This window comes from Amycolatopsis vastitatis, assembly GCF_002234595.1.
Classification (GTDB): Bacteria; Actinomycetota; Actinomycetes; order Mycobacteriales; family Pseudonocardiaceae; genus Amycolatopsis; species Amycolatopsis vastitatis.
Genome location: NZ_NMUL01000047.1, coordinates 30,416 through 56,212, shown reverse-complemented (window position 1 = coordinate 56,212; position 25,797 = coordinate 30,416). Strand labels below are relative to the sequence as shown.

Annotated in this window: 23 protein-coding genes; 12 read left to right on the top strand and 11 right to left on the bottom strand. The window is 66.0% G+C overall.

The window, feature by feature from the left end; translation table 11 throughout:
• Positions 1–8 precede the first annotated feature (8 nt).
• The 3 genes from CF165_RS38530 to CF165_RS38520 all read left to right on the top strand — a co-directional run bounded on the left by CF165_RS38530 (position 9) and on the right by CF165_RS38520 (position 1,961).
• On the top strand, positions 9–584 hold the full coding sequence (locus CF165_RS38530; protein WP_240521966.1) for a phage portal protein: 576 nt from the start codon (positions 9–11) through the stop codon (positions 582–584).
• A 390-nt stretch (positions 585–974) separates the two neighbouring features.
• Complete coding sequence (locus CF165_RS53880) at positions 975–1,427, top strand: peptidoglycan-binding domain-containing protein (RefSeq protein ID WP_093952535.1); 453 nt, start codon at positions 975–977, stop codon at positions 1,425–1,427.
• A gap of 324 nt (positions 1,428–1,751) precedes the next feature.
• Positions 1,752–1,961, top strand: coding sequence for a hypothetical protein (locus CF165_RS38520; RefSeq protein WP_093952534.1), 210 nt, complete (start codon positions 1,752–1,754; stop codon positions 1,959–1,961).
• 7 nt (positions 1,962–1,968) lie between these two features.
• On the opposite strand, the gene CF165_RS52160 is transcribed toward CF165_RS38520, so the two are convergent.
• Positions 1,969–2,418 (bottom strand): DUF6283 family protein, encoded by a 450-nt coding sequence (locus CF165_RS52160; RefSeq protein WP_205661085.1) that lies wholly within the window; start codon positions 2,416–2,418, stop codon positions 1,969–1,971.
• Positions 2,419–2,631: 213 nt separating this feature from the next.
• On the opposite strand from CF165_RS52160, the gene CF165_RS52155 reads away from it, so the two are divergent.
• The gene (locus CF165_RS52155) at positions 2,632–3,063 is read left to right on the top strand and encodes a hypothetical protein (protein WP_205661084.1); all 432 of its coding nucleotides are present in this window, start codon (positions 2,632–2,634) and stop codon (positions 3,061–3,063) included.
• Positions 3,064–3,314: 251 nt separating this feature from the next.
• On the opposite strand, the gene CF165_RS50545 is transcribed toward CF165_RS52155, so the two are convergent.
• Complete coding sequence (locus CF165_RS50545; protein WP_143268755.1) at positions 3,315–3,851, bottom strand: hypothetical protein; 537 nt, start codon at positions 3,849–3,851, stop codon at positions 3,315–3,317.
• Between the two features lie 564 nt (positions 3,852–4,415).
• Here CF165_RS50545 and CF165_RS50540 point away from each other — a divergent pair.
• From CF165_RS50540 to CF165_RS38495, 4 genes are all read left to right on the top strand, one after another.
• Positions 4,416–4,664: a hypothetical protein gene (locus CF165_RS50540; RefSeq protein ID WP_143268754.1), complete on the top strand. Its 249-nt coding sequence runs from the start codon at positions 4,416–4,418 to the stop codon at positions 4,662–4,664.
• 672 nt (positions 4,665–5,336) lie between these two features.
• Positions 5,337–5,687 carry a DNA cytosine methyltransferase gene (locus tag CF165_RS38500; protein ID WP_093952530.1) on the top strand — a complete coding sequence of 117 codons (351 nt, stop codon included), beginning with the start codon at positions 5,337–5,339 and terminating at the stop codon, positions 5,685–5,687.
• Positions 5,688–6,000: 313 nt separating this feature from the next.
• Positions 6,001–6,228 (top strand): hypothetical protein, encoded by a 228-nt coding sequence (locus tag CF165_RS51375; protein WP_158226879.1) that lies wholly within the window; start codon positions 6,001–6,003, stop codon positions 6,226–6,228.
• Positions 6,229–6,289: 61 nt separating this feature from the next.
• Entirely contained in the window at positions 6,290–6,691 is a 402-nt protein-coding gene (locus tag CF165_RS38495; RefSeq protein WP_093952529.1) for a DNA cytosine methyltransferase, read from the top strand.
• A 128-nt stretch (positions 6,692–6,819) separates the two neighbouring features.
• On the opposite strand, the gene CF165_RS38490 is transcribed toward CF165_RS38495, so the two are convergent.
• The 4 genes from CF165_RS38490 to CF165_RS38475 form a co-directional block, all read right to left on the bottom strand.
• The gene (locus CF165_RS38490; RefSeq protein WP_093952528.1) at positions 6,820–7,389 is read right to left on the bottom strand and encodes a hypothetical protein; all 570 of its coding nucleotides are present in this window, start codon (positions 7,387–7,389) and stop codon (positions 6,820–6,822) included.
• Between the two features lie 61 nt (positions 7,390–7,450).
• Entirely contained in the window at positions 7,451–8,203 is a 753-nt protein-coding gene (locus CF165_RS38485; RefSeq protein ID WP_093952527.1) for a hypothetical protein, read from the bottom strand.
• Between the two features lie 2 nt (positions 8,204–8,205).
• Positions 8,206–8,541 carry a hypothetical protein gene (locus CF165_RS38480; RefSeq protein WP_143268753.1) on the bottom strand — a complete coding sequence of 112 codons (336 nt, stop codon included), beginning with the start codon at positions 8,539–8,541 and terminating at the stop codon, positions 8,206–8,208.
• Between the two features lie 26 nt (positions 8,542–8,567).
• Positions 8,568–9,272: a hypothetical protein gene (locus CF165_RS38475; RefSeq protein WP_143268751.1), complete on the bottom strand. Its 705-nt coding sequence runs from the start codon at positions 9,270–9,272 to the stop codon at positions 8,568–8,570.
• 727 nt (positions 9,273–9,999) lie between these two features.
• Here CF165_RS38475 and CF165_RS53875 point away from each other — a divergent pair.
• Entirely contained in the window at positions 10,000–10,272 is a 273-nt protein-coding gene (locus tag CF165_RS53875; RefSeq protein WP_143268767.1) for a DNA cytosine methyltransferase, read from the top strand.
• A 259-nt stretch (positions 10,273–10,531) separates the two neighbouring features.
• Here CF165_RS53875 and CF165_RS38470 read toward each other — a convergent pair whose 3' ends face one another.
• The 4 genes from CF165_RS38470 to CF165_RS38455 all read right to left on the bottom strand — a co-directional run bounded on the left by CF165_RS38470 (position 10,532) and on the right by CF165_RS38455 (position 21,579).
• Positions 10,532–10,924: an ankyrin repeat domain-containing protein gene (locus tag CF165_RS38470; RefSeq protein ID WP_093952524.1), complete on the bottom strand. Its 393-nt coding sequence runs from the start codon at positions 10,922–10,924 to the stop codon at positions 10,532–10,534.
• Positions 10,925–11,038: 114 nt separating this feature from the next.
• A complete protein-coding gene (locus tag CF165_RS38465) occupies positions 11,039–11,494 on the bottom strand; it encodes a hypothetical protein (RefSeq protein WP_143268750.1) in 456 nt (151 codons plus the stop codon).
• The gene (locus CF165_RS38460; RefSeq protein WP_158226878.1) at positions 11,491–12,174 is read right to left on the bottom strand and encodes a hypothetical protein; all 684 of its coding nucleotides are present in this window, start codon (positions 12,172–12,174) and stop codon (positions 11,491–11,493) included. Before CF165_RS38460 ends, CF165_RS38465 begins: the two co-directional genes overlap by 4 nt.
• Positions 12,175–12,231: 57 nt before the next feature.
• On the bottom strand, positions 12,232–21,579 hold the full coding sequence (locus CF165_RS38455) for a LamG-like jellyroll fold domain-containing protein (protein ID WP_093952521.1): 9,348 nt from the start codon (positions 21,577–21,579) through the stop codon (positions 12,232–12,234).
• Positions 21,580–21,980: 401 nt separating this feature from the next.
• Between CF165_RS38455 and CF165_RS38450 the strand changes: the two genes are divergently transcribed.
• Positions 21,981–23,105, top strand: coding sequence for a S8 family serine peptidase (locus CF165_RS38450; protein WP_093952520.1), 1,125 nt, complete (start codon positions 21,981–21,983; stop codon positions 23,103–23,105).
• Positions 23,102–23,572 (top strand): hypothetical protein, encoded by a 471-nt coding sequence (locus CF165_RS38445; RefSeq protein ID WP_093952519.1) that lies wholly within the window; start codon positions 23,102–23,104, stop codon positions 23,570–23,572. Before CF165_RS38450 ends, CF165_RS38445 begins: the two co-directional genes overlap by 4 nt.
• 266 nt (positions 23,573–23,838) lie before the next feature.
• On the opposite strand, the gene CF165_RS50530 is transcribed toward CF165_RS38445, so the two are convergent.
• Positions 23,839–24,381 carry an immunity protein CdiI family protein gene (locus CF165_RS50530; RefSeq protein ID WP_143268749.1) on the bottom strand — a complete coding sequence of 181 codons (543 nt, stop codon included), beginning with the start codon at positions 24,379–24,381 and terminating at the stop codon, positions 23,839–23,841.
• A gap of 753 nt (positions 24,382–25,134) precedes the next feature.
• On the opposite strand from CF165_RS50530, the gene CF165_RS50525 reads away from it, so the two are divergent.
• Entirely contained in the window at positions 25,135–25,473 is a 339-nt protein-coding gene (locus tag CF165_RS50525) for a hypothetical protein (protein ID WP_143268748.1), read from the top strand.
• Positions 25,474–25,797: the final 324 nt, after the last annotated feature.

The window sequence follows — 25,797 nt, the reverse complement described above, 5'->3', positions numbered from 1 at the left end:
GAGGTGGCATGGCAGTCGGTGGCGTGCCTTCCCAAGTTGATCGGCAATGGATCAACCGACTGATCCTGGCGCACAACTACGAGCTGCCGGAGCTGTGGCGGCTGCTGGAGTACTACGAGGGCCGCCAGCGGCTGTCGTACATGCACCCGGAGCTGCAAGCGACGCTCGACGAGCGAGTGCGGCAGGTTGTGATCAACTGGCCGCGCCTGGTCGTCGACGCGCTGGAAGAACGGATCGATTTGCAGGGCTTCCGGCTGGGCGGCCAGCCGGCCAACGACACCGAGCTGGACCACGTCGCCCAGTACAACGACCTGGACGCGGGCTACCAGCAGGCGCACGTCACCGCGATGGTCATGAAGCGCGCCTACGCCATCGTCGGCGCGAACCCGCGCCCCGGCGAGGCCAAGTACCCGCTGGTGACGATCGAGTCGCCGCTTGAGGTGCACGTCGAACTCGACCCGGCGACCAAGCGGGTCGTGGCCGCGATCAAGCGGCGGCACGACCTCGCACCGGACGGCGCGATCCGGCACTACCTCACGCTTATCTGCACTACGACTGGCTGGGCGCTCGGGGGTGTCATTTGACTTGTCCTGCTGGTCAGCGGTTCACGTGAGAAGGGGGATACCCAGGTCGACGACTCGTCGCCGTAACCAACGCTGGGCGTCGTCGCGCTTGGCTCATGGGAAGGTCAAGGTCATGCCCTCAATTTCGCCGACCAACCCTCGGCCTGGACGCGGGCGCGGCGGTCAACCAGGCCGACATCGAGTTCGTCGAGCGGGCGAGCATCTTGAGGTTGACGTGCAGCATCGGGCAGCGGAGCCCCATTGACTGAAATAACTGGCCAGTTTGACCTGCTTCCTGGGGGCGCGGCGAACGTCTGGGTAGGCTGCCTGGAATTTCACCCGCCGACATGCGACCCGCTGTCTTCCGTGGCATACTCTTAACACCCATAACTGCGAGCATGGAGGAGAGAGATGCTCCCCTACCACACTCTTCCTGGGGGAATACCAGGCGTCGAGCGGCCAGGTCCAAACAGCATCGTGGAGCTTCTTCAAAGAGTGCTCCAGAGAGAGGGTTTCTACGGCGGCCCTGTTAACGGCGGATTTACTGCTGCGACAGTCGCAGCGGTAAGGAACTTCCAGGCCGCGCGGGGTCTTACTGCCGACGGCATCGTCGGACCCGCGACGTGGAATGCGCTCCCAGCAGAAACTTTGCAGGGGATACCCGTAATCAGAGAGGGATCGTCGGGTGGTGCCGTGGCGTTGCTCCAGCGATGCCTGCGACGCCAGGGATATGATCCCGGCCCGATTAATGGCGTTTTTGGTCCGGAAACAACCGCAGCGCTCAAACGATACCAGCAGACGGGTGCTCCAGAAATTATCGTCGACGGCATCTGCGGGGCACAAATATGGCCTCTGATGGGCTGAAGCCAACAGGCGACTCTCGACTCTTCGGGACGTAACCACGAGTTGCCCAACACGTCGGAAGGTGTCTATCAGCGATTTTAGGTTGCTGAGCGGTTCTACCCCGCCTCTGCCGATCACGCACATCGCGGAGCCGTGAACCGCCGCCGATACGACACGACAGCCGCAGTCACTGCCTGCCCGTTACCAACCCAACGAGCCGGGGAAAGTCCGTCGGAAGTCGACGACTCTGTACACGGACACACGGGCCTCCAATGTCCTGACGACAAAGGTTCCACTGGCTTCTCCTTAATCAAGACACGGAGCGCCCTGATCGACCAGCGGGAGATGGTGCAGACAATTGAGCTGTACCGGCCGGAGGCCCACCGGCTCGTCATGGACCACGCCCGCGAGGGTGCCGAGTTCGCCCGGACCATCGCCCCGAGCCAGTCCGACGGGTACCCCGATGGCATCGACGCCGACGACGGCGAACTCGGCGGCGAGCGACATGACCGACCCGTGGAGCCCGGTTGTCGCGATCGCGCCGGAACCGCCTGAAGCCACGCTAGGACGGCTGGTCCTCAATGATGTCGCCGCGAACTCGCCGGATCTTCTCGATCGCCTGCAAAGCCCCTGAATCCGCGGCGTCGAAGCCGCGTACGCCGTGTATAGCCGCTTCGGCGCCACTATCGAACAGGGGTACCGGCGATCGGTAGTTCACCGTAGTTTGTGCTGTTGCCGAGCTGATACGACCGGAAAAAACCGCCAGCCGCAGGGCAAGGAGTTCGTCACCGTCGTGGCAACCCGCCCAGCCAGCGCAAATGCGCCGACGAGAGCCGTCACTGTCGTTCTGGTGACAGTGGAACAGGCCGCCAGGCTGTGCCCCGGTTTCAGCGTCGTAGCGAGGAAGTTTCGCGTACTCGCTGGCATACCAGATGCCCGATGGGACATCACGCCGATAAGGGCAAGAAGCACATGGTCTCGGCGCAGGAGGGCCTACCTGCTTATCGTCCACGCTCAGACTCCTTATCATGGGCGCATCGACGGTCTCGCGCGCACCTCCAGTCGCCACGGAGCAGTCTGCCATCGCAGCGTTCTCACGAACATGCAGGTGCGATGTCCAGCCACGCGAACGAGACCACCCGGCGTCAAGGTTCCCGAAGCGTTGACAGCAGTGGCTCGTGACGGAATGCCGCGTATGGTTGCCAGCTCAGTGCCCGTGGTCAACGTGACCGAGCTCGTCGCGAGCGATTTCAGCAATTTCGTAATGCTCACGGTTGTCGGACAGCCGTGGACACCAGCGTTGCGCGAGAACAAGGCAGCGACGGTGCATCGCAGCGCCGCTGACGATGATGTCACTGCGTTCGAGTACCACCCAAGCTGCGGTTGGAAGCATCTCCCCGCAGACTTGACAAAGCCAATCCGTCTCGCACTGTACGAGCCTGCGTTCGAGGACATCAGCCCAGGCCACGGAGTCGCCGACACATGGCGTGAGCCACGGAACGGGTCGTCCTTCGATCTGTGGCCGTGGCCACCCGGCGGGGCTTCCGGTGTTGTCCATCGGCATGCCCAGGGCCTGCGCTGCTCGGAGGAGGGCTGCACCGCTCGCACATGCGTCGTTGCCGTCGTCAACGTGGTGTCGAGGCCGCTCAGCGTGTGAAGACATCGGGACTCCGATCTTTCGGGCGGAGGTTAGCGGTCGCCAACCGGCCGGTTAAGGACGGCGCGAACCCCGCGAGATCGGCACCTTGAGACGCCTGCGGGTGCGCTGGCGGATCGCGGCGGTGCAAGCCGTGAGGCTGGTCAGGCCGAGGTTGCGTAGCCGCAGGCGCAGCGAGGTGGTCGCAACGGCTACCCGGCTCGTCGACTGGGGTATTCGCGCGTCGGCAGGGGGCAGGCGGTGGCGGCGATTCAGCAGGTCGTCAACACGCATACGGATTCGAGGCCGTCGACGTCGTACTCGTCGTCATTGTCCAGGTCGCAGCCGACCAGATCCACCCGTTCGTGGCGGGGAACGGCGTAGATCGCGATCGGTGAGCCGGCAGCGGTGTAGTGCGGGCAGACTGCGGCGGTCAGCCGCGCGCAGCGCAGCGAGCACACGGCACCGCCGTACATTTCCACCATGGTGTTGACCTGATCGACCGGGGCCAGCATGTAGACGGTGTCCATCCGCGGCGTTCCGCAGACCTGGCACAGGTCCGCGGTGCGCATGCGCCCGGCTCGGTGGCCGTCGAACTTCCACGGATCCCAGCCACCACCCCGCGTGCCCGGTCCGCTGGCGGCCAGCCACGGCTGCGGCCGCGACCACGGACGCCGCGGCAACAGAACACCAGCGTGGTCGAGGTCAGCGGTGCACTGGGTGCGAGGCCGAGGCCATCGCCCTTCGCCTGCGTCGTCATCAGTGACTTCTGCGCGGCCCAGAGCCCACAGCTGCACGTCCGCCGTCACGTACTCTCCCCCACCTTCCATGCCCGCGGCCGCTGCCGGCCGACGCCACGACCGAGACGCAGGTTAACCGAGCCAACATCGGCACCTGCGGCATGGCCGCACGGATCTGGGACCTGATGTGTTCGGTCATCAAGGCCGATCCGACTGTCTGTCGGGACCACAAGTGCACCAGTGGTGGTGTCTATCCTGTGGCTACGTGCCCCTTGGCGGCGCCCAAGGCGGCGGGCCCGGCTACGGGTATCGACGCGACTTGGCCGACGTCTTCGAGTGTCCTGGTTCACCGACCGCCCCCGCAGCGGTTTCACCGCTGCATGTGTCGACAGGCAGACTCCGTGAAATCCCTGATCGGGCCCCGACCGAGATCGTCAACTCCTGGTTCCAGGATCGCGCCTGAGGGCGAAACTAATCGCACGGATACCTGGCAGTCTGTTGGCCGATCGCACCGTCCTCCGATCAGGTGAAAAATACGGAGATCACTTCTCGTCGGTACCCGGAGGCGCTACGTTAATTATTCCCCCATTGGGGAGTTGCTGTATTCGGTCGTGGACGCGCATTATGGTCGCCATGAGCGCGACACTCCCGTCCCCGACGCCTCCGACCGACGGCTCGGACGCACCTAGATCTGGTGGCAACTTCGACAAGCTGATCGACCGCCTGCCGACAGAGATCGGTCCCGCGTGGTTTCTTGGCGCAATGCTTATCTTTGCACTGGCAGTCGTCGGCGTCGCCTCGGTAGCCGGGGGATGGATCGGCGCCCTCGGCGGCGGGCTCGGCCTGGGCGGTTTCGTCACCTCACTCCGCAAGAACCCTTGAAACACGAAATGAGTCCCTCCCCGGCCCCGTAATAGGACTGGAGAGGGGCTTTTTCGTGCTCAGCTACGCCTCCGGCACACCGGAGGTGGCCACGGCTGGAACTCGGGCACCTTCTTACGGACGACGTCGATCCTGACCTTCGCCTCGGCGATCCTGGCCGCAATCGGCGTGGCCGTCGGCCCGGCGAACAGTCCTGCGGCGCCGGCGTCCCCGGCTTCATCGCCTCGCCTGTGCCAGACCTTCTCCCCCGCTGGGAAGGACGCTGGGCGGAAGACCCCCGACTTCGTCCTCATCGGCATCAAGAGCCTCGAAGTTCGCCAGTCCGTCGACACGTCCACCTTCACCGACGAGCTTATCGCCCTCGTGCTGGAACCGCTCCGGCGGCTCTTCGCCGTCCTCGACCTCGGCTTCCCGGCCCAGTGGGTCGCGTTCGAGCAGGTCGCCACGGTGCTCCCGGTCTGGGAGGCCGTCGCCGACGTCCTCCGCCGCGAGGGTTACTCCGTCGACCCTGGGCTCCTGTCCGCGAGGAGTTCGGCGTCCCCCAGATCCGCTCCCGCGCGATCCTCGTGGCGAAGCGCTCCGGCCCGGCCGCGCTCCCGGTGCCGACCCACCGCCTCTCGCGAAGGGCGTTACATAGGCCTACGGCGACCCGACCCTTTACCCTGGGTCTCGATGGCTGAGGCGCTCGGCTGGCCGGCCGGGCCCGTCGGCCTCCCGCGGCTCGTCGACCCGGGCGGCCGGGCAATCATGATCAACGGCACCGAGTACCGCGCCCGCGACCTCCGCGGCACCGACGTGCCGAGCTTTGCCGTCACCGAGAATGCCCGGAGCTGGCTCTGCTGGCCCCAGGACGGCGGGGTCGGCTCGGAGCCGGTCCGCGTCACCGTCGAGAAGGCCGCCGCCCTCCAGACCTTCCCGGCGGACTACCCGTGGCAGGGCGTCCGGACCCAGGCGTTCCAGCAGATCGGCAACGCGATCCCACCGATCCTCGCCCGCGCGATCCTCACCGAGGCTGCGGTCTAACGCGTCACGTTACAAGGGGCGCCGACGCTGGAGCTAGCTTCGACCTCGCTCACGTGGCACACTTGACTCGACTTGTCTACAGCAGTTGCGGAAGAGGAAAAGCCTTATAGGACGTTTGAGCTCTGACGTGAACCGCTTAGCTTCCTGGAGCTCCCGGAGCCGGATCACGATCTAGAAGCCCAGCGATCCCTCGCGTAGGTGACGCAGGGCAGCGCTTGTGGAGTAATCCCGAGACGCAAGCTCACCTGTCACGGCCTTCGACCAAAAGGCTGGCAAGTACGCTCCGGGGCTGACCGGCCGGTTAAGGCATTTCATGCAAGAGACAATCACCCTAGTTGCACTGTTGTCGCTGCTGTGCATTTCCTTGCTCACGCTTCACGTATCCAAGGGGCAGAGTAACGACAGTGTACGGATCAAATTTGGCCCCTTCCTCTTCGAGTACGGCAAGTCGCAAGCCGAAGCTCGTCAGGTCGAGCGAGACAACAAACAGCCGACCAGTGACGGCGACGAGGATGAGACACCACGAACCCTTGAGAAGTAGCTCGCCGAGCTAGCCGGAGATCGCCTGAGCATTCCCGGGAAGTCTCGCAGACCTCCCAGGAATGCCTGACTTTCACAGCGAAGACCCCCACGCCACCGACGTCTTCGGCGGCGCCGGAGGATGGGACGTAGCAGCCCGGCAGCTCGGCCTCAACGCGCTCGGCGTCGAATGGGACGCCGCCGCGTGCATGACCCGCCGAGCGGCCGGGCTCCTCACGGTCGAGGGCGACGTCCGCGACTTCCACCCGCTCGACTTCGACCGCGTCCCCGGCTTCATCGCGTCCCCGCCCTGCCAGACCTTCTCCGCGGCAGGGAAGGGCGCGGGCCGCGCAGCACTCGACACCGTCTACCAGCTCACGAAGACGCTGGAGGCCGCCAGTCGGTCGACTTCTCCGTCTTCTCCGACGAGCGGTGTGATCAGGAAATTGTATGCCCGCCCAGTTGTCCGTCGTCTCCTGAGCTGATCACGTCGAACGGTCGACTGCGTTCCTACTTCTCACGTACGCCGCTGACCGACACGGGCACGGCAAGCCATCGACACATGACATCAGCATCATGTTGCGCTGTCGAAGTAGTCGGCCCCGACAGGGTCTCACCGCGGTTGCATCACGTCGTAGAGCGCCTCCGCGATGACCTTCACCCGGTCCTTGCAGGCCTGCGTGGCATCCCTGGCGGCGTTCCCGTCGTCGAGCCCGACCTTGAACGTGGCGTTGCTGTCCAGCACGATCAGGTCACACGACCTGCCGGTGGCGATCGATCCCCACGCGGCGCGCTCCCCCAGGTGTACTGCCGGGTCCACCACATAGCCGGCCGACGCGGTCATGGTGTCGAATCCGCTGCGCTGCCGTGCCGCGTTGGTCACCTCCACGTCCAAGTGGACCGTCACCGTGCTCGCCTCGTCGGTGAAGGTGCACAGCCAGCCCTTGCTGCCCTGCAGCGGCATGTCGGACCTCTTCGGCGGCAAGTTCCCCACGCGGGCCGCGAAGTCGTCGCAACTGGCCAGCGGGCCAGCCCCGTACTTGCCCTCGACCGCGTCGTAGCCGCTGCCCCGGTTCAGCAGCGCGAACACTCCCACGGCGGCACCGACCACGACGACCATCCCGAGAGCGACGATCGCGATGATCCAGCCGACCGCGAGGCCACGCTTCGGAGGTCGAGGCACTCCGTAGGGGTACGGCGGGAAGCCCTGGGGAGCTGGTGCGTTCACGACTGTGCCTCCCGGGTCACAGGTTGACCGCCTGTGGCCACTTGCCGCCGGGCAGCCGGGGGTCGTTCATCAGCCCCTTGGCGTCCCGGACACTGGCCAGGGTGCCCATCAGCCTCGTGGCGATCTCGGCCAGCCGGTTGATCCCCCCGGTGACCAGCCCGCCGATCGCACCCGCGAGGTCCTTGACCGCGAAGGGGATCTCGACCACGGTGGCACCTTCGAGCGCGGCAGTCACCAACGCACCGAGAAAGTCGGCAATGATCTTGGCCAGGCCGGTCATGAACTCGACGTTGAGCTGGGCGATCTTCATCAGCCAGCCGCTGATCGCATCCGCCTTCCCACCCTGGCCACCGATCGCCTCCACCGCGTCACGCTGGACCTTGGCCCGGTTCCGGTACTCGGTCGCGGCCGCACCCTCCCAGTACGCGAGATTCGGGTCGGCGGGAGCTTCCACCGAGCCCACCATGGCCGAGACGTCCTTCTGGACGTGGTCCTGCCAGTTGAAGCTCTGCACGATCAGCGACACGACCGGCATGTGGTGTTCGACGGCATACTTCACCAGCTTCACGACCTTGTCCAAGCCGTCCCGGACGGTGTTGAGCGCGTCGGAGATCCAGATCAAGGCCGGGCCGAGGACGTATTTCCAGTCGTTGATGTGATCGACCGCGGCGTTGTACTTGTCGATGATCGTGCGGATTTCACGCTCGATCGTGGCGAACATCTCGTCGAGGGGGCCGGTGTAGGTCTCGGGGCCCGCGGGGGTGGTCATGGCTACCGGGGTGCCGTTCCGTAGATCGTCTTCAGGTCGATTTCGGTGACTTCCTCGGCCAGGTCGTACAGCTGGGCCGTCTTCTGCAACGCGTCGTCGATCTGATCGAACTCCACCACCGCGCCGTCCAGGGCGGTTTCCACATAGGAGCGCAGGGATTCGTAGGTATCGCTCAACAGTGACGCGTTGAACGATTCCGTGGCCAACGTGAGCGGATCACCGACGAAAAACGCCATCGGCCCCAGCGTCGCGTTCCGCACGACCGGGTTCACCCTGCCGACGGTATCGGCGAAACCCCGCCATTTCGTGCCCTCGGCCCGCACCGCCGAGGTGATCACCTTGTAGCCAACCACCTGTCCACCCCCTACACGTCGTACCGGAACTCGAAAACATCCTCGTCGTCTTCCGGCGGACGCCGGGTCGAGCGCGACGCCGGAGCGGCAGGTGCCGCCAGACCGGCGGACGCGAAAACCTCGAGGACGTCCGGCCGGAGCCGGTCCGCCCCGGCGCTCGGCAACACGTCGACCGAGCCCGTCAGACCTGCGGGGCTGCCGCCACGCAGGTGCAGCACGAAGAAGCCCCGCGGGCTCCCGACCTCACCGCCAGCGGGCGGCGTCCGGGACGCATCGAGTCGATGGATGTCCGCCAGCAGCGCGTCGACGGCGTCCACCCGCGCCCGGACCGCCGCCATCCACTCCTCCTGCGGCAGGGATTCGTCAAGGAGGGGAAGACCTTCTGCAGCGTGAGCGACGGCCGGCTGTCTGGTGTTGGCCAGTTCGACGACCATGGCACGCTGAATGGCCGTGACGTAGGTCTGGAACAGCACCCCCGCGAGCTGGGCGGCCGGAATCCGGGCTTCCCAGCTGGGCTGGATGCCGACGTCGACCAGCTTGCGGTGGGCGTCGACCACGACCCTGATGGTGCCGCTGGCGTCGCGGGCTTCGTATTCGGCGGCGGGCTCGACTCGTTCGCCTCCGGGCTGCAGTAGCTCGTTCAGCCGCGCGTCCACCGCGGCAACATCGGGCATGTCGAGCTGCGCGAGCACGACGCGGTCAAGACTGAACGCCAACGGTCCTCCCCTTGCGGCCATGACTGGCTCACCGTCGCGACGACGATACAGGCAGGCACATTTGCGCGCAGAGTTTCACCCGGACGAGTGATCCGAGGCGAGGTGCTCATCCCGTGGGATGGGTCTTGGCCGCTGGCATGTCGCCGTGAAGCTTGCTGGAATCCGCCGCGTTGCGCGGTCACCCTACGCCTATCAGTGACGGCAGCACGATTGCGACGTCGCTCGCTACAAGGTGGTTCACTCAGCCGCACCGGTGACCTGACAGCAGCTCCGCGAGACCGTTCAGGATGGTGGCCTCGACGGCGCCGTTCTGGCCCTGGCTGCGGAAGTGTCATGGTTTACCGACTGGCCCTCGCAGCGGATTCTCCGCTGCATGTGTCGACGCCCTTTTCGCGCGTTGGCATTCCAGTCTGCGGACAGGCGTGACCGGTCTGGGAAGCCGTCGCCGACGTAGTACGCCGCGAGGGCTACCCCCGTGGACACCGGACCCCTCTCCACCGGGGAGTTCGCCGTTCCCAGACCCGTTCCCGCGCGCTCCTCGTGGCGAAGCGCTCCCGCACCGGCGCGTTCCCGGTGCTGACATACCGCCCCATCGTGAAGGACGTTATACAGGCCGACGGCGGGCCGGCCCTCCTGCCCAGGGTCTCGATCGCCGAGGCGCTCGGCAGGCCCGCCGGGCTCGTCGGCTTCCCGCGGCTCGTCGACCCGGGCGGCCCGGGCCAGCACGATCAACGGCACCGAGTACCGCGCCCGCGACCTCCGTGGCACCGACCAGCCGAGCTTCACCGTCACCGAGAAGGCCCGGAGCTGGCTCCGTTGGCCCCAGGACGGCGGGGTCGACTCGGAGCCGGTCCGCGTCACCGCCGAGGAGGCCGCCGCCCTCCAGACCTTCCCGGCGGACTACCCGTGGCAGGGCGTCTGGACCAAGGCGTTCCAGCAGATCGGCAACGCGATCCCGCCGGTTCTGGCCCGCGTGATCCTCGCCGAGGTGAGCGCATAGCTTAGTGACGGTGTCGCGTGGCACACTGTGCGCGCGGCGAACGCGCTGCTGTTGAAGTCAGTGGCCGTTTCGAAATCAAACTTCGCCCACGAAGGTCCCGGTTCCGCCGCGAATGGCGGCCGAGCCTCGCAACCTTCTGACCGCCTCTGATCGACGGAACCGCGGCGACCGTCTTTACGGTGCGGAATCTCCGATTCGCCACCTGAATTTTATCCGGTGGTGCACCGGAGACTCGAGCCACGACAATGCGAGTTGAAACCTACTCGAGGTCATCAAAGAATTGCCTTACTTCATAGTTGGCAATGAGTCGAGCAAGCCCAACAGGAGTCTGACCTGAGGCATTCGCCCTGCGTGGATCGGCTCCGCGTTGGCGAAGTATCTGAATGACATCACCGCGCCCCCTCGAATTGAAGACTGCAACGAACAGCGGCGTGTTTCCGTATTTGTTGACCGCATCAACGATTGCCCCAGCCTCAAGCAGCACCTCGGCGACCGCCAGATTACCCTGCTGCGCCGCCGCATGGAGCGGCGCGAAGCCGTCACGGTCCGCGAGGTTCGGGTCCTGCCCTGCCGCCAAGAGTGCGCGGGCCTGCTCAGCGGTGCCCTCGATCGCACAGTAGTGCAACTCTGAGCGCCCTTGGCGGTCAACCATGTCGATGTCTCCTAACACGTTGCCCGTAGAGCACGGATTCCCACCCACCACCGATGCAGGGCGGCACGAGTACCCGCCGGCTAAACCGCGACACGGCCAACGGCGGGAGAAGTCTCAAGGTGCGATTCGACAGTACAGTTTGTGACCATCCGAGACGCCGCGACGAGCCAGCGCTGCCAGCGCCGCCGTGAAGTCCGTCAGCGCCGGCCGATCGGCGACGATGCTGAGGGAACCGCCCGCGCCGGCGGCATTCGACACCGTCCGCCGCAGGACGTCCGGCTCCGTTGACGCGAGAGCCCTCGTCAGCGAGTCAGTCAACGACAGAACGACGCAGTCGCCCTCGTCGAACTCTGCGACCACCCAGCCGTGCCTCGGGTCGGATCGGATCTCCTCAAGGGAGCGCCCCGTCAGAACTGATTCGAGTCGTACGAGTTCGTCCAGCGGATCGACTCCCTTGACCACCACCCCGGCGAGTTCGGCGTCGATGCCGGCAGCGGTCGTCGCCGCTTCTCGGTCTCCTTGCGCCGCGAAGTACGTGTATAGCACCGTAACCTTGCCCTTCGTCCTCAAGCCTCGGCGATACCCAGGTCGACCAGCTGCCGGTGGCTCGCCAGGCTTTCCTTGAAGTCCGGCTCGTCCCGGCCGACGACGAGGACAGTGGAGTCGAAGGGGCTGCGGGCCGCACGTTTGAGCCGACGCTGCGTGGCTCGCGGCAACATCGAGAGGTCCGCCCCTGCCAATCGTTCCTTGCGGACCAGGAACTGCGTCTCCGGATCGCGCCGGACGAGGTCTCCGGGCAAGGAGAACATCGACGCGGATTCGAACACCGCCTCGGTGATGTCCAACGCGTACTCGCCCTCCGCGTAGAACCGCTGTTCGGCTTCGGCGAAAGCTTTCCGGAGGTCGTCGGGGATCGACTTCGGCATTTCACGGAAGAGCCACGAGCCCAGCCGCCCACGCAGAACGAGATGCCGGAACAAGCACCCGTCCAAGAAGACCGGATCTGCGGGGGTGGGACAGTCGGTCACCGTGACGTCCTCGAACCGCACGCCGAACGCGGCACTGTTCACCAGCCGCGTCCCGGCGATCTCCGAGTCGACGATCCGGATGGGGTACGCCGGGTCGTCGACCTGCACGATCACACAGTCGAAGAGCTCTCCGCCCCGGACCGAGATACCCGCAAGCGTACGCTGCCGGTCGACGAGCCGGAGGTGCTGAAACTCCTGGTTTTCGTAGGTCACTCGAGTCATCTGGTGCACTCACAAGGTCGGGCCGGTTGCGAACGATCGAAGCATACCTGGCGTCCGTCATGCCTCACCGAATAGTTCGATCATCTCCGGGACGGTCAGCCTCCGGTAGGTCAGCAGATTCTCCTTCGAGTCAATGTACTCACGCCTGAGATGGATCCTTTCGGAGTATTCAGTATCAGTTGTGATATCGATGTTGAATTTCCCGACCCGAAAATCCGGCTCTGCCCGGAACGGCCTCCCGAGTCGGGTGATGTTCTGGTCATCATTGATTGACCGGTCCTGCGCGATGGCTTTTTCCATGTATTTGCCGAAAAACTGCTTCACACGCCAGTACTGTTTCTTGTCGAACGCTCGCTCCATTTGATCGAATTCGGGCTCGGTCAAAGTCCGCTCGATGTCGTCGATCGTTCCGTCGCGGGCGCGGTCGGCGGCGTCTCTCAGGTTCTGGATGCTCGCTTGGTGGTCGTCGCTCAGGTCGCTGATCCGGCTCCCGCCGGCCGCCGGTTCCGAGGACGCCCCACCCGGTTGGGTGGCGCCTTCGAACGGCGCCTGGTCGGCCGCAGGATTGACTTCAGCCGCGGTTGCCGTGTTCACCGGTTCGACGGCGGGGCCACTGTCACCGTTTTTCGTACCCGGCTGGGTCGGGGACGTGTTCTGCCCGCTCGGTCGTTCGTTGACCGGCTTCTCGTTGATGCCCTGCTCGGCCGTGGGCCGGGACGGCTTGGTGGGCTCCTCGCAGCTGTCTCCCGACTCCGGGACGAGACCACCGCCGAAGACGAGGTCCAGAAGATCGTCGAACGGGTTGGCCCCGAAAGCGCCGCGGCCCGGGAGCAGCGTTCCGTTGTTCCAGTACGGGATCGTGCCGCCGAACTCGTCGTACCCGTTTGGTACGGGCTCAGGCACGTCAGGGTGCGCGTTACGGTACTGGAGGTCGTACAGGGCCCAGGCTTCGTGCCCGTCGTCGTAGCTGTAGGAGGCTGACGACGCCGGAGCAGTGGAGGACTTGGCCTTGCCCCGTTGTTTCGGCCGCTGCGGTTTGGGCTTGGGTTTCGGCTTCGCGCGGCCGCCGCAGGAGCTGTTGCCCGTGGGGTCGAGGTTGTCCAGCGGGTCGTCGTCGCCGTAGGTGTAGCCGTTGCCGGTGACCGCCGGTCCGCCGAGTGACAGCTGCGTGTCCTGGCTGGTGAAGTCTCCGGTCGTGGGGTCGTACCAGCGTGACGCGGTGGCGACGTACCCGGTGGTGGGACTGGTCCAGCCACCTTGGTAGCCCAGGTCGTAGCTGTTTCCCGAGACCGCGGTCGGCTGGCCGTACGGATCGAACGCCGTGGAACCGTCGAGGGAGGTGCCGCCGGCGGTGAAGGTCGCGGTGAGATCGCCGTGGGTGTTGGTGAACGCGAGCGCGGCGTGGCCGCCCCGGCTGACCGACACCAGCTCACCGTCCGGTCCGCGGCTGTAGGCGTCGGTGCCGTCGCCGGTGAGGGTGCTGGTGGTGCCGTCGTAGCTGAAGGTGTTGGCTCCGCTGGTCAGCATGCGGCCGAGGGAGTCGTAGCTGTAGTTGTTCGTGCCGTCGGTTGCGAGCTGGCCGAAGGCGTCGTAGCCGTAACTGGTCGTCGTCCCGCCGGACGTCTTCGACGAGAGGGTTCCGCGAGCGGTGTAGCTGTAGCTGGTGGATCCGGCGCTGACCAGCTGGTTGCGTTCGTTGTACGTCGCCGTTGCCGTTCCGGCCTGGGTGCGGTTGCCGGCACTGTCGTAGCCGTAGGTCGTTGTGGTGCCGCCGTTGGTGGCGGCGGTCAGTCGGCCGGATTGGTCGTACCCGTAGGTGGTGCTGGCGGCGCCTGCGGTGCCGGTGGTGGTTCGGCTGGTGGTCCGGCCCTCGGTGTCGTAGCCGTAGGTGATCGAGGCTTCGCTCGCGCCGCCGGGGGCGGTCAGGGCTTGACTGGTGAGCTGGTGCTGGTCGTTGTAGGTGTTGGTCTGGGTGGCGGCCGAGGTGCCGTACCCGATCGAGGTGACCTGCCCGATCGTGTTGTAGCCGTAGGTGGCGGTGGTGCCGGTCTGGGGTTCGGTGGCGGTGGCCAGTTGCCCGGCGGCGTCGTAGGTGAAGGTCGCGGTGCCGGCCCGGTCGGTGCGGGTGGCCAGCTGTCCGTTGCTGTTGTAGCTGAAGCTGCTGGTGCCGGCGGGACCGGCTCCGGTGAGCAGGTCGCCGCGGTCGTCGTAGGTGAACGTCTCGGTGCCGCTGGGAGCGCCGACGGAGGTGAGCCGGTCGGCGGCGTCGTAGCCGAAGGTGCGGTTGGGCGTCGGGGCTTGTGCGCCGGTGCCGGTCTCCGCGGTGACGCGGCCCAGCGCGTCATAGGTGAGGGACGTGCCGACTCCGCCGGGTAGCGAGACTGCCGTCGGCCGGCCGGCGCCGTCGTAGGTCAGGGTCGTTGTGCTGTCGGCGGCGGTGGTGTAGCCGGCGACGTGGGGTGCGATCTTCGACTCGAGCAGCCCGAGGCTGTTGTAGGTGAAGGTGGTGGCGTGGCCGGCGCCGTCGGTGGCGCGGGTGAGGTGCCCGGCGGCGTCGTAGCCGTTGCTGGTGGTGATCGTCGATCCGGCTGAGACCGGGTCGACGCGCTGGGTCAGCCGGCCGTGGGCGTCGTGGCTGTAGGTGGTCGTCGCGTTGAGGGGATCGGTGCTGCTGGCCAGGTTGCCCGCTGTGTCGTACGTCGCGCTGGTCGTCGCCAGGGTGTGGCCGGCGGCGTCCAGCTGGGCCGAACCGGTGTGCCGACCGGCCGGGTCGTAGCTGCGCGTCGTCGACGTGCCGTCCGGCAACGTGGTACCGGTGGGGCGGCCCGCCTCGTCGTAGCGGTAGGTGGTGGTGTGCTGCAGGGCGTCGGTGTCGGAGGTCACGTCACCGGCGTTGTCATACTGGAATTTTTCTTGTTGACCTCCGGGCTGGATGACTGCGGTGGGGGCACCCAGCGTGCGGCCCTCGTTGTAGTAGTGGTACGTGGTCGTATAGGCGGCGTTGACCGGCTGGCGGACGACGGCAGTGGAGGTCAGCTGCTCCCCTTGCGCGTTGTACGTCGCTTCGGTACGGGCACCGGTGGGGTCCATCGAGGAGAGCAGTTCTCCGTCGAGGTCGTAGCCGTAGTGCCGGATCGGTGTCGTACCGCCGACGGCAGGCAGTGCCGTCTGCACCAGCCGGCCCAACTGGTCATAGGTGTTGGTGGTGACGTTGCTCAGCGGGTCGGTGGTGGTCGCGACGTTCCCGGCCGGGTCGTAGGTCCGGCTCGTGGTCGGGGTGATGCTGGTGGTCGCTCCCGGCGGGGTGTACGCGGGTGCGGAGACGGCGAGCAGTTCGCCGTTGGCGTCGTAGCTGTTGGTGATGATGTTGCCATCGGGATCCGATGTCGCCGTCGGCTCCCCGAAGGTGTCGTAGCCGGTCTGGCTGATCGGGCGGGCCGGCATCGGTGCCGAGCCGCCGGTTTCGACATTCGTGGTCGGCGCGACTGTGGTGGTCAGCCGGCCCATCGCGTCGTGGCTGTAGTTGGTCGTATAGCCGGTGCCGCGAGGGTCGGTCGTCGATGTGGACAGTCCCCGCTGGTCGTAGGTCCACGTGGTGGTGAGGTTCGTTGTTCCGTTGTGGACGGTTTGAGAGGTCGGATTGCCGAAGGTGTCGTAGGTGAAGTCGGTTTGCTCGGTGACCGAGCCGTTGGCGAGCTTCTGCGAGCTGATACGTCCGGCGGTGTCCCGGGTGTAGTCGGTGACCCTGTCGCCGTTGAGCGCGGTCTGGATCACGCGGCCGGCCGCGTCGAGCTTCAACCATGTCTGGGCGTCGTCGCGGATCGGTCCTTGGTCGGACTCGGTGAGGTTACCGGCGAAGTCGTAGCTGTAGGCCAGCCGGAACGAATACCCGTCGCCCGGCCCGAACAGGATGTCGGAGGTTTCCTGCCCGGCGGCGTTGTAGGTGTAGGTGTGCTCGCGGCCCATCGCATCGGTGTCGGTGGCGAGCAGTCCGGCCGGGTCGTAGGCGCGCGAGTCCACCACCACATCCGTGGGTGTTGACGGGCTGGTCGGATCACCGTTCCAGTTCCGCAGTGTCGCGGTGGTTTGTCGTCCGTTGGGGTCGTAGGCGAAGGCGAGCGTGGTGCCGGCCGGGTCGGTTCGGGCGGCGAGGTTGCCGTAGGCGTCGTACCCGTAGGAGGTCTGCCGGTTCAGCGGGTCGGTGTGGGTCGCGGGATGGTCGTGGCTGTCGTAGGTGGTGACGTCTGCGCGGGGTGCGTCGCCACCGGTCAAGTCGGACTTCGTGGTGGTGAGCAGGTCGCCGTCGGGGTCATAGGTCCAGCTCGTGCGGCCGGTGTGGTTCTTCCCGGTGATCGCGTCGGTGGTGGCCGGGTCGGTCCGGGTGAGGAGGCGGCTGTTGCCGTCGTAGGTGTAGGCCGTGGTGAGGCCGGTCGGGAAGGCGTCGGAGACGTCGGTGCTGCTGGTCCGGCGGCCGAGGTTGTCGTAGGCGAATGTTGTCGTCAGGCCGCTTGGCAGAACGGTCTGGGCGAGGTCGCCGGCGCTGGTGTAGCTGTATCGCGTGGTGTTGTGGGCCGCGTCGGTGCGGCTGGCCGGGAGTCCCTTCGGCTCGATGCCGCCGCCGATCGCGGTCTCGGTGCCGGTGGTGTAGGACGTGGTGACGATTCCGCCGACGGGGTCGGTGGTGCTGAGCAGGTGGCCGCCGGGCGAGTAGCTGTAGGCGGTGCGGTAGGTGTTGTCGTTCTGGTCGGCGGAGTCGGGGTTGCGGTAGTCGGTCGGTTCGTCGTCGCGCGGGTCGGTGCTCGAGTACATGCCGGGCGCGGGGTAGGTGTAGTACCTGGTGCGCTGCTGATATTGGGTGTCCTGATCGCCGGTCGTGACGGACAGGACGTTGCCGCGGGCGTCGTGGGTGGTGAGGGTGTAGGCGCCGTCGGGGTCGGTGACGCGGTACGGGAATCCATTGGTGTCGTAGGTGTAGGCGGTGGTGTTTCCGAGGCCGTCGGTTGCCGAGATCCGCCGTCCGCCGCCGTTCGGGTCGTAGACCGTGGCCAACGTGGCCGCTCCGGGGTCGGTGACCTTGACCGTCGTGTAGGGCGTCGTGCTGGTCGCGGCGGCGTGGGAGGCGTCGTAGAGAGCCTTGACCGTGGTCGCGGAAGGCGTGTCATAGAAACGGGTGACGTTGGCGATCGAGCCGGTGAAGAAGCCTTGCTGGTTGGTCGGTGCGTGGGGCCAGCTGCTGGTGGTGTAACCGGCGCCGAGGTAGTAGGTGTCATTGAAAGCGTCGCAGCCGACGTAGCCGTTGCTGCGGCCGGCTATCTGCGTTCCGTCGAGGTAGAGAGCTTGTTCGTCGGTGAGGACAGCGAAGTGCCATTTGCCGTCGGCGACCGATGCTGTGGAGCTCATCGGTGTGTAGATGCCGTCCCAGTTTTCGCCGTACAGCTTGCCGTCGCTGCCGACGTACAGCAGTGGGTGTGCGTCCGCCGGTGTGCCCGAGGTTCCCGGGGCTTGGGATTGACAGGACAGCAGTACGCCGCCACCGGCGGTAGAGGTCTTGAACCACAGGCCGACGTTCTGACCGGAGTGGTCACCAGGACCGGGCAGGGCAACGGTGGAGTTGGTGCCGTTAAAGCCCGCGGCAGTGTCCGGCGCGCCCGGGATCATCCCTGGCTGGCCCAGTATTACGTTGTTGTAGCTGCCGTAGCCGTTGCCGGCGAGGGAGTTGTTGCTCCAGTCGTTGCGCGCGTTGCTGCTCGCCATGAGGTTCACCGCTTGCACACCGGAGGACTCTCCGAGCGGCCAGAAGTCCATCGGCGAGGAATTCAGGACGGCGCCGTGGTACTGGGCGCTGGAGCCGGCCGATGTCGGGACACCGATCGTCCAGTTGCCTCCGTTGAGGTCGGTGAGGTGAGTGGCGCGGTCGACGACGTTGTCGTAGTCGACCCGCGCAGCGGCCTTGCTGTTCGGGGTCGTGATGGTCGTGAGTTCGCGGGCGGGTTGAGTTGCGGCGGCGTACTGCTGGGCGATGGCGGGTGCGCCGAGGGTGTGGGTGTAGAACGCGGCCTCGGCGAGGTTGCCGGTGAATTGGCTCCATCCGGCGGCGGGCGCGTTGATCCACGGGTTGGTGTTCACGTAGCCGGCGCCAAGGAAGTCTTCGGGGTCGTAGTTGCCCAGCTGCCCGGTCTTGGTGCCGACGAGCGCGCCGTCGAGGTAGAGCGATTGGGTGGTGCCTTGCCCGGTCAGGGTCACCTGGTGCCAGGCGCCTTCGTTGACTTTGCCTGCGGAGACGATCGGTGCGACGGCGCCGGTCCAGAACTGCCCGTACAGCTTGCCGTCGGTGCCGATGTACAACACCGGCATCGCACCTGAGTTCGGGTTGGCGGAGCCGATGGGGCTGTGGCCGGTGGAGAAGAGGACGCCTGCCGGTCCGTTGGCCGGAGTCTGGAACCACAACTGCACGCTGAGGTAGGTGGCGGAGGAGACTAGGTTGTCCGGCAGCCGTACGTTGCAGTTCGCTCCGAAGTAGTCGCCGGTGGTGGGCGAGCCGGCGACGGGGCCTGGGTGGTGCCCGAACCCGCTGGAGGAGGTACAGAAGGTGCCGTTCTGGGTTCCGACGTTCGCGGTGACTTCGTCGGAGGCGACGGTTCCCTGGTCGGTGGAGTTCAGCCGCCAGTACGCGAAGGGCTGGGCGTCCAGGACCGCCGATCGGTAGTGCGAGCCCTCCGCGGTGCCGCTGGTGTAGCCGTATGTCGTGCATTGCGTGGTCGACGTCGGTGGGCACGCCGTGACCAGAGCGTCACTGTCGTAGCTGTAAGTCCAGGTCAGCGCTGCGCCTCCGCCGGCGACCGGGTCGGTGGTGACTTGGCTGACGTGGTGTCCGTTCCAGGTCAGGTGCAGTGCGCGGTTGCTTGCGGTGTTGGTGATCGTGGTGAGGGTGCCGTCGGCGGCGTATCCGAGGGTTTCGGTCCGGCCGTCGGCGTCGGCGATGGTGGTGAGCTTCCAACTCGTCGCGGCTTGCCGGTTCAGGCTGTAGACCGTTCCGCCTCGGTCGGTGAGGGTGTAGCCGCCGCCGGAGATCGGGCTGAACGTGGCGTAGGTGCCTTGCGGCGGCGCGAAGGTCGTGCCGTCGGCGTTGCGGCCGAAGCGCAGGGTCCGGCCGTCCGGGTAGGTCACCACGACGTTGCCGGAGCCATCGTTGTCCGGTGTGGCGGCCATGTCGTAGGCGGTGGACCAGCCGCTGCCGAACATGCTGGTGGTTCTCGGGTCGAGCGAGTTGTACGAGCGTTTGATCGTCAGGGCCGGCCCGGCGACGACGACGTTCGCGTCGGTGGCGGTACTGGTGTAGTCGCCGACGCCGGCGTCGAAATCGTGGCCTGTTCCGGCGGCCGCGGTGCCGAGGTGGGAGGTGATCAGTGGCTGCGGCACGGCCGTCGAGAAGTACGCGGGCACCGACGGCGCGCTCTGCCCGAGGTGGTCGCGGACGGTGACGGTCCAGGAATAGGACTGGTTCCACCCCAGTTTGTTCGCGGGCACGCTCCAGTTGGTCGTCTGCACCCAGCCGGAGTCGGCCAGCGTCGTCGGAGCCGTGCTTCCCGCGGCGGGCGGTGTGTAGACGACGAAGTCGTAGTCGAGTCCGCTCGCCGGGTAGTTGTCGGGGTCGTGTCCGGTCGCCATCAGCTGGGGGGTCAGTGAGCCGACGACCACATTGGATGGTGGATTGGTGAAGTCGATCTGTGGTGGCGTGTTGGCCGAGTTGATCAAGCTGCACGTGGACGTCGGCACCCCGTAGGCACTGTTGAACGAGGTGGTTCCGTTCTGCATGTCCCAGCACAGGTAGTACTGCCCTGGCGTCACGGCACCGATGGCGGCGTTGACGGTGATCGATCCGTTGGGGCCGACCGACTGCGGCAGCGAGGTCGTCGGCGCGGTCACCGACACGCGCTGCCAGTTGGTGGTGTAGAGCTGGTAGGACAGCGTGATGCCTGGTGAGCTCCAGGTCCCGGCGCTGCGGTTGGTCATGGTGACCTGCTGGGAACCGGCGGCCGTTCCGGTCGGCTGGACATAGCTGTTGGCGACCTGGTAATCCGCGCCGAACCAGCTGTAGGTGATGGACAGGTACGGCGGATACGGCGAATTGACGCTGTCGAAGCGTTTCCAGGCGTAGCTGTCGCTGCCGCTGGCGTACAGGGCGAGGCCGAGGTTTCCGCCACCGTGGGCCCAGCTTTCGACGAGCTGGGTGCCGGCGGCCGAAGGGTTGTCGCCGAGGTCGATCGACTGCCACACCGGGCCGCCGCAGCTGGTGCCGCCGGCGAAGCTGTTGCTCCCGATCACTCCCCCGTAGGACAGGCCGGGGTACTGGTTGATCGACGACACCGACCAGCCGCTGGTGATCGGCGCGACGTACACCGGGCGGGGCGAGCAGGAGTAGGACCAGATTTCGTCCAGGTCCAGCGTGACAGCCTCGATGTAGTCGTTGGTGAGGGCGGCGCCGACGTTGAAGTTCAGGTAGGAGTTGGCGACGTTGCCCCCGCCGTTGAACGTCCCGACCTTGAGTTCGGCGTCACTGCTGTAGTTGTTCTTGTAGGGGCTCATCACGTACGTCGAGGACGTGGTGTTCAGATTGGACACCGTCGGGTCGACCGCGACCGGAAAGACGCGGGCCGGGTCCCGCAGCCACACCGGGTCCAAGCTCACCCGCAGCACCTGCTGCCCGCCGACGGTGTCCAAGGCGTAGGTGACGCCGGTGGACATCGCGCCGTCACCCGAGCGCGGATCGATCTTGGCGTCTTCCATGAAGCCGTTGGTGATCGTGTCGACCACCTGGCCCGTCGCGTCGGAGAACTCGACACTGCGACCATCAGCGCCGAGCTTCGCGGTGACGCCGGTCAGGTGCAGCGGGAAGCTCCAGCTGGTCGGCGCGGATGCGTCGTGCAGGACGAGGGTTTCCTTGGCGCCGACGGCGGTCGCCTGGTATTTGAGGTCCGCGTGCGGCAGGGCCGCCGGGTAGGTGATGGCGCTGCCGGACGGCTGGCCGGCCGCGGATGCCGTGTCCTGCAGGGAGAATCCGATCGACGCGCCGCCGCTCAGTGGCACGGAGACCAGCTCTGGCGCGTTGGCGGTCGCGGCGAAGGTAACGCTCGGTGAGTTCGCTTTCTCGTGCCAGGCACCGTCGTCGCCGCGGACCAGGGTGGCGTCGATGTCGTTCCAGGCCCCCGTGGCCGTCTGGTAGTGCACCGGGGTGCTGTAGACGTGGGCGGTGAAGCTGCCGTCGTCGTTGGCGAAGACTTTCGTCGTCGGAGTTCGGTCCGCGACGACTTCGGACTGTTGCTTCGGCTTCCGGGCCGGCGTGCGCGCGTCGGCGGTCCCCGCCGTGGGCATCGCCCGTTCGGAGTTCGACAGCTGCGGGGTCACAGCAGGCAGCTTCGGACCGGCTTCCGGGGCTCCTGGAGTGGCTCCAGGCTGGCGTCCTTTTTGCTTCGCGGACAGCGCGGAAGGGGCCTGATGAGACTTGCCGGCCGCAGTTCCGGAAGCCTGGTGCGGCGTCGACACGCTCGCCGAGGCGACGCCCGCCGACTCGGCCAGCCCGACGATCAGTACGACCGCGAGAAACCAACTAACAGTTCTCTGGGCACTTCCAGAAAATCGCACACGCCAGCGGCTCACGCCCACCACGTCCCCAGGATCGGGCGCACTCCCCCTCCGGAGGCGCAGCAGGGCAACAATCCGGCACGCGGGATCAGAAAGTCAATATGCGGAACCGGCTTGTCCCGAAGATCCGATTTGGACTAGTCCATTGAGGTACCCGAACGGTTATGCTTCGCACCGCCGAAGCGGGAGGGTCTTCAGTGGTGCGAAGAAAGTTGTTTCTCGTCCTGTTTGCCGGGATGATGTTCATCCTCGCGACGCCCGCATGGGCGGGCGGCGAGCGCCAGGCTGAATGGCCGCTGGACACCCAGCACTTCCGCGCCGAACAGGCATGGACGACGACCCGAGGTCACGGGACCACCATCGCGGTCCTCGACAGCGGCTGCCAGGCTGACCACCCGGACCTCGCCGGGCAAGTCCTAGCGGGCACCGGCTTCGCCGGTGTCGCCGGCGACACCGGCCAGTCGGACCATTCACAGGACTCGCACGGAACGTCGATCGCCGCGCTCATCGCCGGGTCCGGAAGAAACAACGCGGGAACCGGCGTGATCGGCCTGGCCCCAGATGCCAGGATCCTACCCGTGCGAGTCACGGTCGACGGCGAAACACAACCGATTTCCCTCGCCGAAGGCATCATCTACGCCGTCGACCACGGCGCCCGGATCATCACGATTTCCGAATCGACCTCGGTACCCGACCCGAACGTACGATCGGCGGTCGAACACGCTCTTGACCGCGGAGACATCGTCGTCGCAGCCACCGGAAACAGTGGCCACGACGGAAACCCTCCGTCGTATCCGGCATATTTCCCCGGCGTTGTCGCCGTGACCGGAGTCGATTCCAGCAACAACTTCTGGCCGGAAAGCCAATCAGGCCCACAAGTGACACTGGCCGCGCCGGCCGCAGACATCGTGTCCGCGAACAACCACGGCGGATACCTCCGCGGCGACGGCACCAGCTACGCCGCGCCCTACGTCGCGGCAGCCGCCGCGCTGGTCTGGTCGAAATGGCCCGATCTGCCCGCAGGCCGAGTGATCCGGCAACTGATCGACACAGCCGACCGTCACGGCGACGCCACCCATGACGACCACTACGGGTTCGGCATCGTGAACCCGCTCAAGGCCTTGACCTCGTCACCCACGACAGCCTCCGGCTTTCCTGTCGTCACAACCGATACGAAAACGTCCCAATGGCCCTGGACGGCGACCGCGGTCGCCATTGTCGTGGTGACGGCGGTGGCTGTCGGCTGGTTGCTGCGCCGGAGAGCCGTCAACGGAAAGGGAAAATCGTGAAACGACTGCACTGGGCCGCCCTCGGTGTCCTGGTGGCTGCCGTCGGAGTCGCGGCCACCGTTCTGCTCTGGCCCGGTGAGTCTGCTCCGCAGCCAGTCGCGTACGCCAACATCTCGCGCAACGCTCGCATCTGCCTCGCCAGTACCTCCTCAGGCGACGTTCCCGAGATCTGGCAAGCAATCCAGGCGGAGACCAACCGCGAGCCGGTGAACGCCCAACACCTCATCGCCCCGAACCGGCAACCCGACACGATCGCGCCCTTCCTCAACGGCGTACTCGCCCTCCATTGCCGCCTGATCATCACCACAGGCAGCGACATGCACGACGCAGTCACCGCCGCCGCCAAATCGCACCCGGACCAGGCGTTCGCATCCGACGACAAGTCGATCACCCAGCCGAACGTCCGGCACGTGGCCGCAGCTCCCGAGATCGCTCAGCTCATCCACGACGTGACGAACGGCCACTGACGAAAGTTCGCGTTCAAGATGAGCTGCGGACACGCGCTAACGCGGGGCGCAGCATCCGGCGACGACACGGTGGCAGTGAAGAAGCCACCAGATGTCGACGCCGCAGCGAGGTCGAGCCCGTGAGCTGCTCCCTCCGGCAACTGTTCCGACGCCGCCCCGGCAGGCAGCCCTGGATGCGTCGCTGACCGGGCTGCGGAACGCTCGTGTCCCGACCGCACGGCACGAGCGAGTTCAGGCAGCCTTGGACGAATCCGCGGAACCTGGACTCAGTCGGGAACCTGGATTTCGACGTCACGGCCGAGGCCGCTGTCAAAGTACGTGACTCGCCAGCCGGGGCTCACCTGGGCTCGCACCTCTTCCGCCAAGCGACGGCCCCAGGCGACGAACTCTCGCTTCTCTACTCCGGACAGAAAGCTGGAGGCTTTCGGGTCGTCACGGTTCAAGGTCGCGGTGTACTTGTCCGCCCAGCGGTTCAGCTCGCCCACCAGAGCCGGACTCAACCCCAGCTCGGGATCGGCAGGATCAACGTTTTCCATCCTCGGCGGTGCGAAAACCCACAACGCCCAGCAATCGTAGTCCGCCAGTACCCTGATCGTCCTCTCCACCGTCACCACGAACCCTTCGGATTCGATCCGACAATGAACCCATTGCTCCCGACCGTAATGCTCAACCGATACTCCTTTCCTTTGTAGGTGAACTGGTAGATCGGCCGCCCCGTCCCCTTGCCCTGATAGCCGACTATACGCGCGCGGACTCGCCGGCGCTGAGGTGCTGCCCACGGCCAGATTCAGCCCGTCGCGCACGAACACGGTGGCCCTCCCGGGTGACCTCATTGAGTGCCCAAGTCCTGGCCTCACCTCCGGCGATCACCCTTGCATGAGCGGCACGAAACTGCCTGTTCGATCTCCCATGTGACGATTTCCTGCCAGGCGAGAAGCATCCAGAGGCGAGCCTGGCCTCCTGAGCGCAAGCGTCTCAAACGCTCAATCGATAAGACGCACGCTCTGCTACGCGGGTCGCGTGACCAGTCGTGGCGATCAGACCTAGCTGTTCCGCGGGCGCCATTCAACCACGGAATCGGCCGCCGACCTGGTCATCCGCGTCGGCGCGTCACGGTCTGATGCAGGTCTACCAGAAGGGTCCAACTAAGCTGCCGGTCGTGACCATTCACCCCATCGCGACCGTCAGTGAACCCGTGCTGCACCAGCCCGACTCGGGAGATCACACAGCCATCAGGAGGTAGCTCTTCACGAGCATGCACACCGACCCCGCGTACGTTTGCCCAGATCAGACAGCTTAGACACGTGTGGCGCGCCAGAGATACGAAGCGCGCGAAGTTCCGTCGCAGTCTTTAACGACAATACCGAAGATGATTCGAACTGGAAAACACCAAAGTGACAAAACGAAAAATACGACGAAATTGATTATCCAATGGAAGCAGTGATTGAAAGTGAGATGCACGAGCGAAGCAACGTAGTAAGCGCCCGACTTGCGGGAACAAGCCGGGCGCAGGCGAAACAAACTCCACCGATGCGGCTAAACACGGAAGGAAGTTCGTTCCAATGAGCAAGAGTACAGGCCAAGGCAGCAGACGTCACGGTGACGGCGGTGGCCGTTGCCGCTGGTCACAAGCCTGGCGTCGCGCCGCAGAGATCATCTGGCGCCACTTCGAAGACAGCGAGGAGGTGAACTCTGAGCGCCTGCCCGGCCGGATCGTCAACCTGCTGGCCGACCCCGAGACGGGCGAACGCCTGCTCCAGATGACGCGATGGCTCGTCGTTGGAACCGTGCTCGTCGTCGCCATCGCGGGCGCTGTGTTGATCGCGCACCCGCAGGTCCTGACAGAGTTCGCAAGCTCTCCGGCGAACCCCCCAGCTACCCGCCAGCACTACGGCAGGTAGCCAGAGTCCTACTAGCAGGTAATCAAGGAGAGTTCTGCTGCTCGGTAACCGAGAATCTCCGAACAAGGATGGACGAGGCGGGCCGGCGCGCCGAAGGGTAGGGAGCGCGCCGGCCCGCGTGCTCGACGCTACGGAAAACGGTAGCGGCCCGCGCTATTCGAGACCCATCGCTTGCAGCAACCGCACGGCGTGCTGGTCAGCGTTGCCGACCAGGGCGCCAGTCGAGCCAGATCAGAACGGCTTGGGAGCGCCAGGCTCGGCCAGAGCGAACAGGGCGTGCTGCGCAGATCGTCGGGTTCGCCGACCAACCGCAGGCACTTGCGG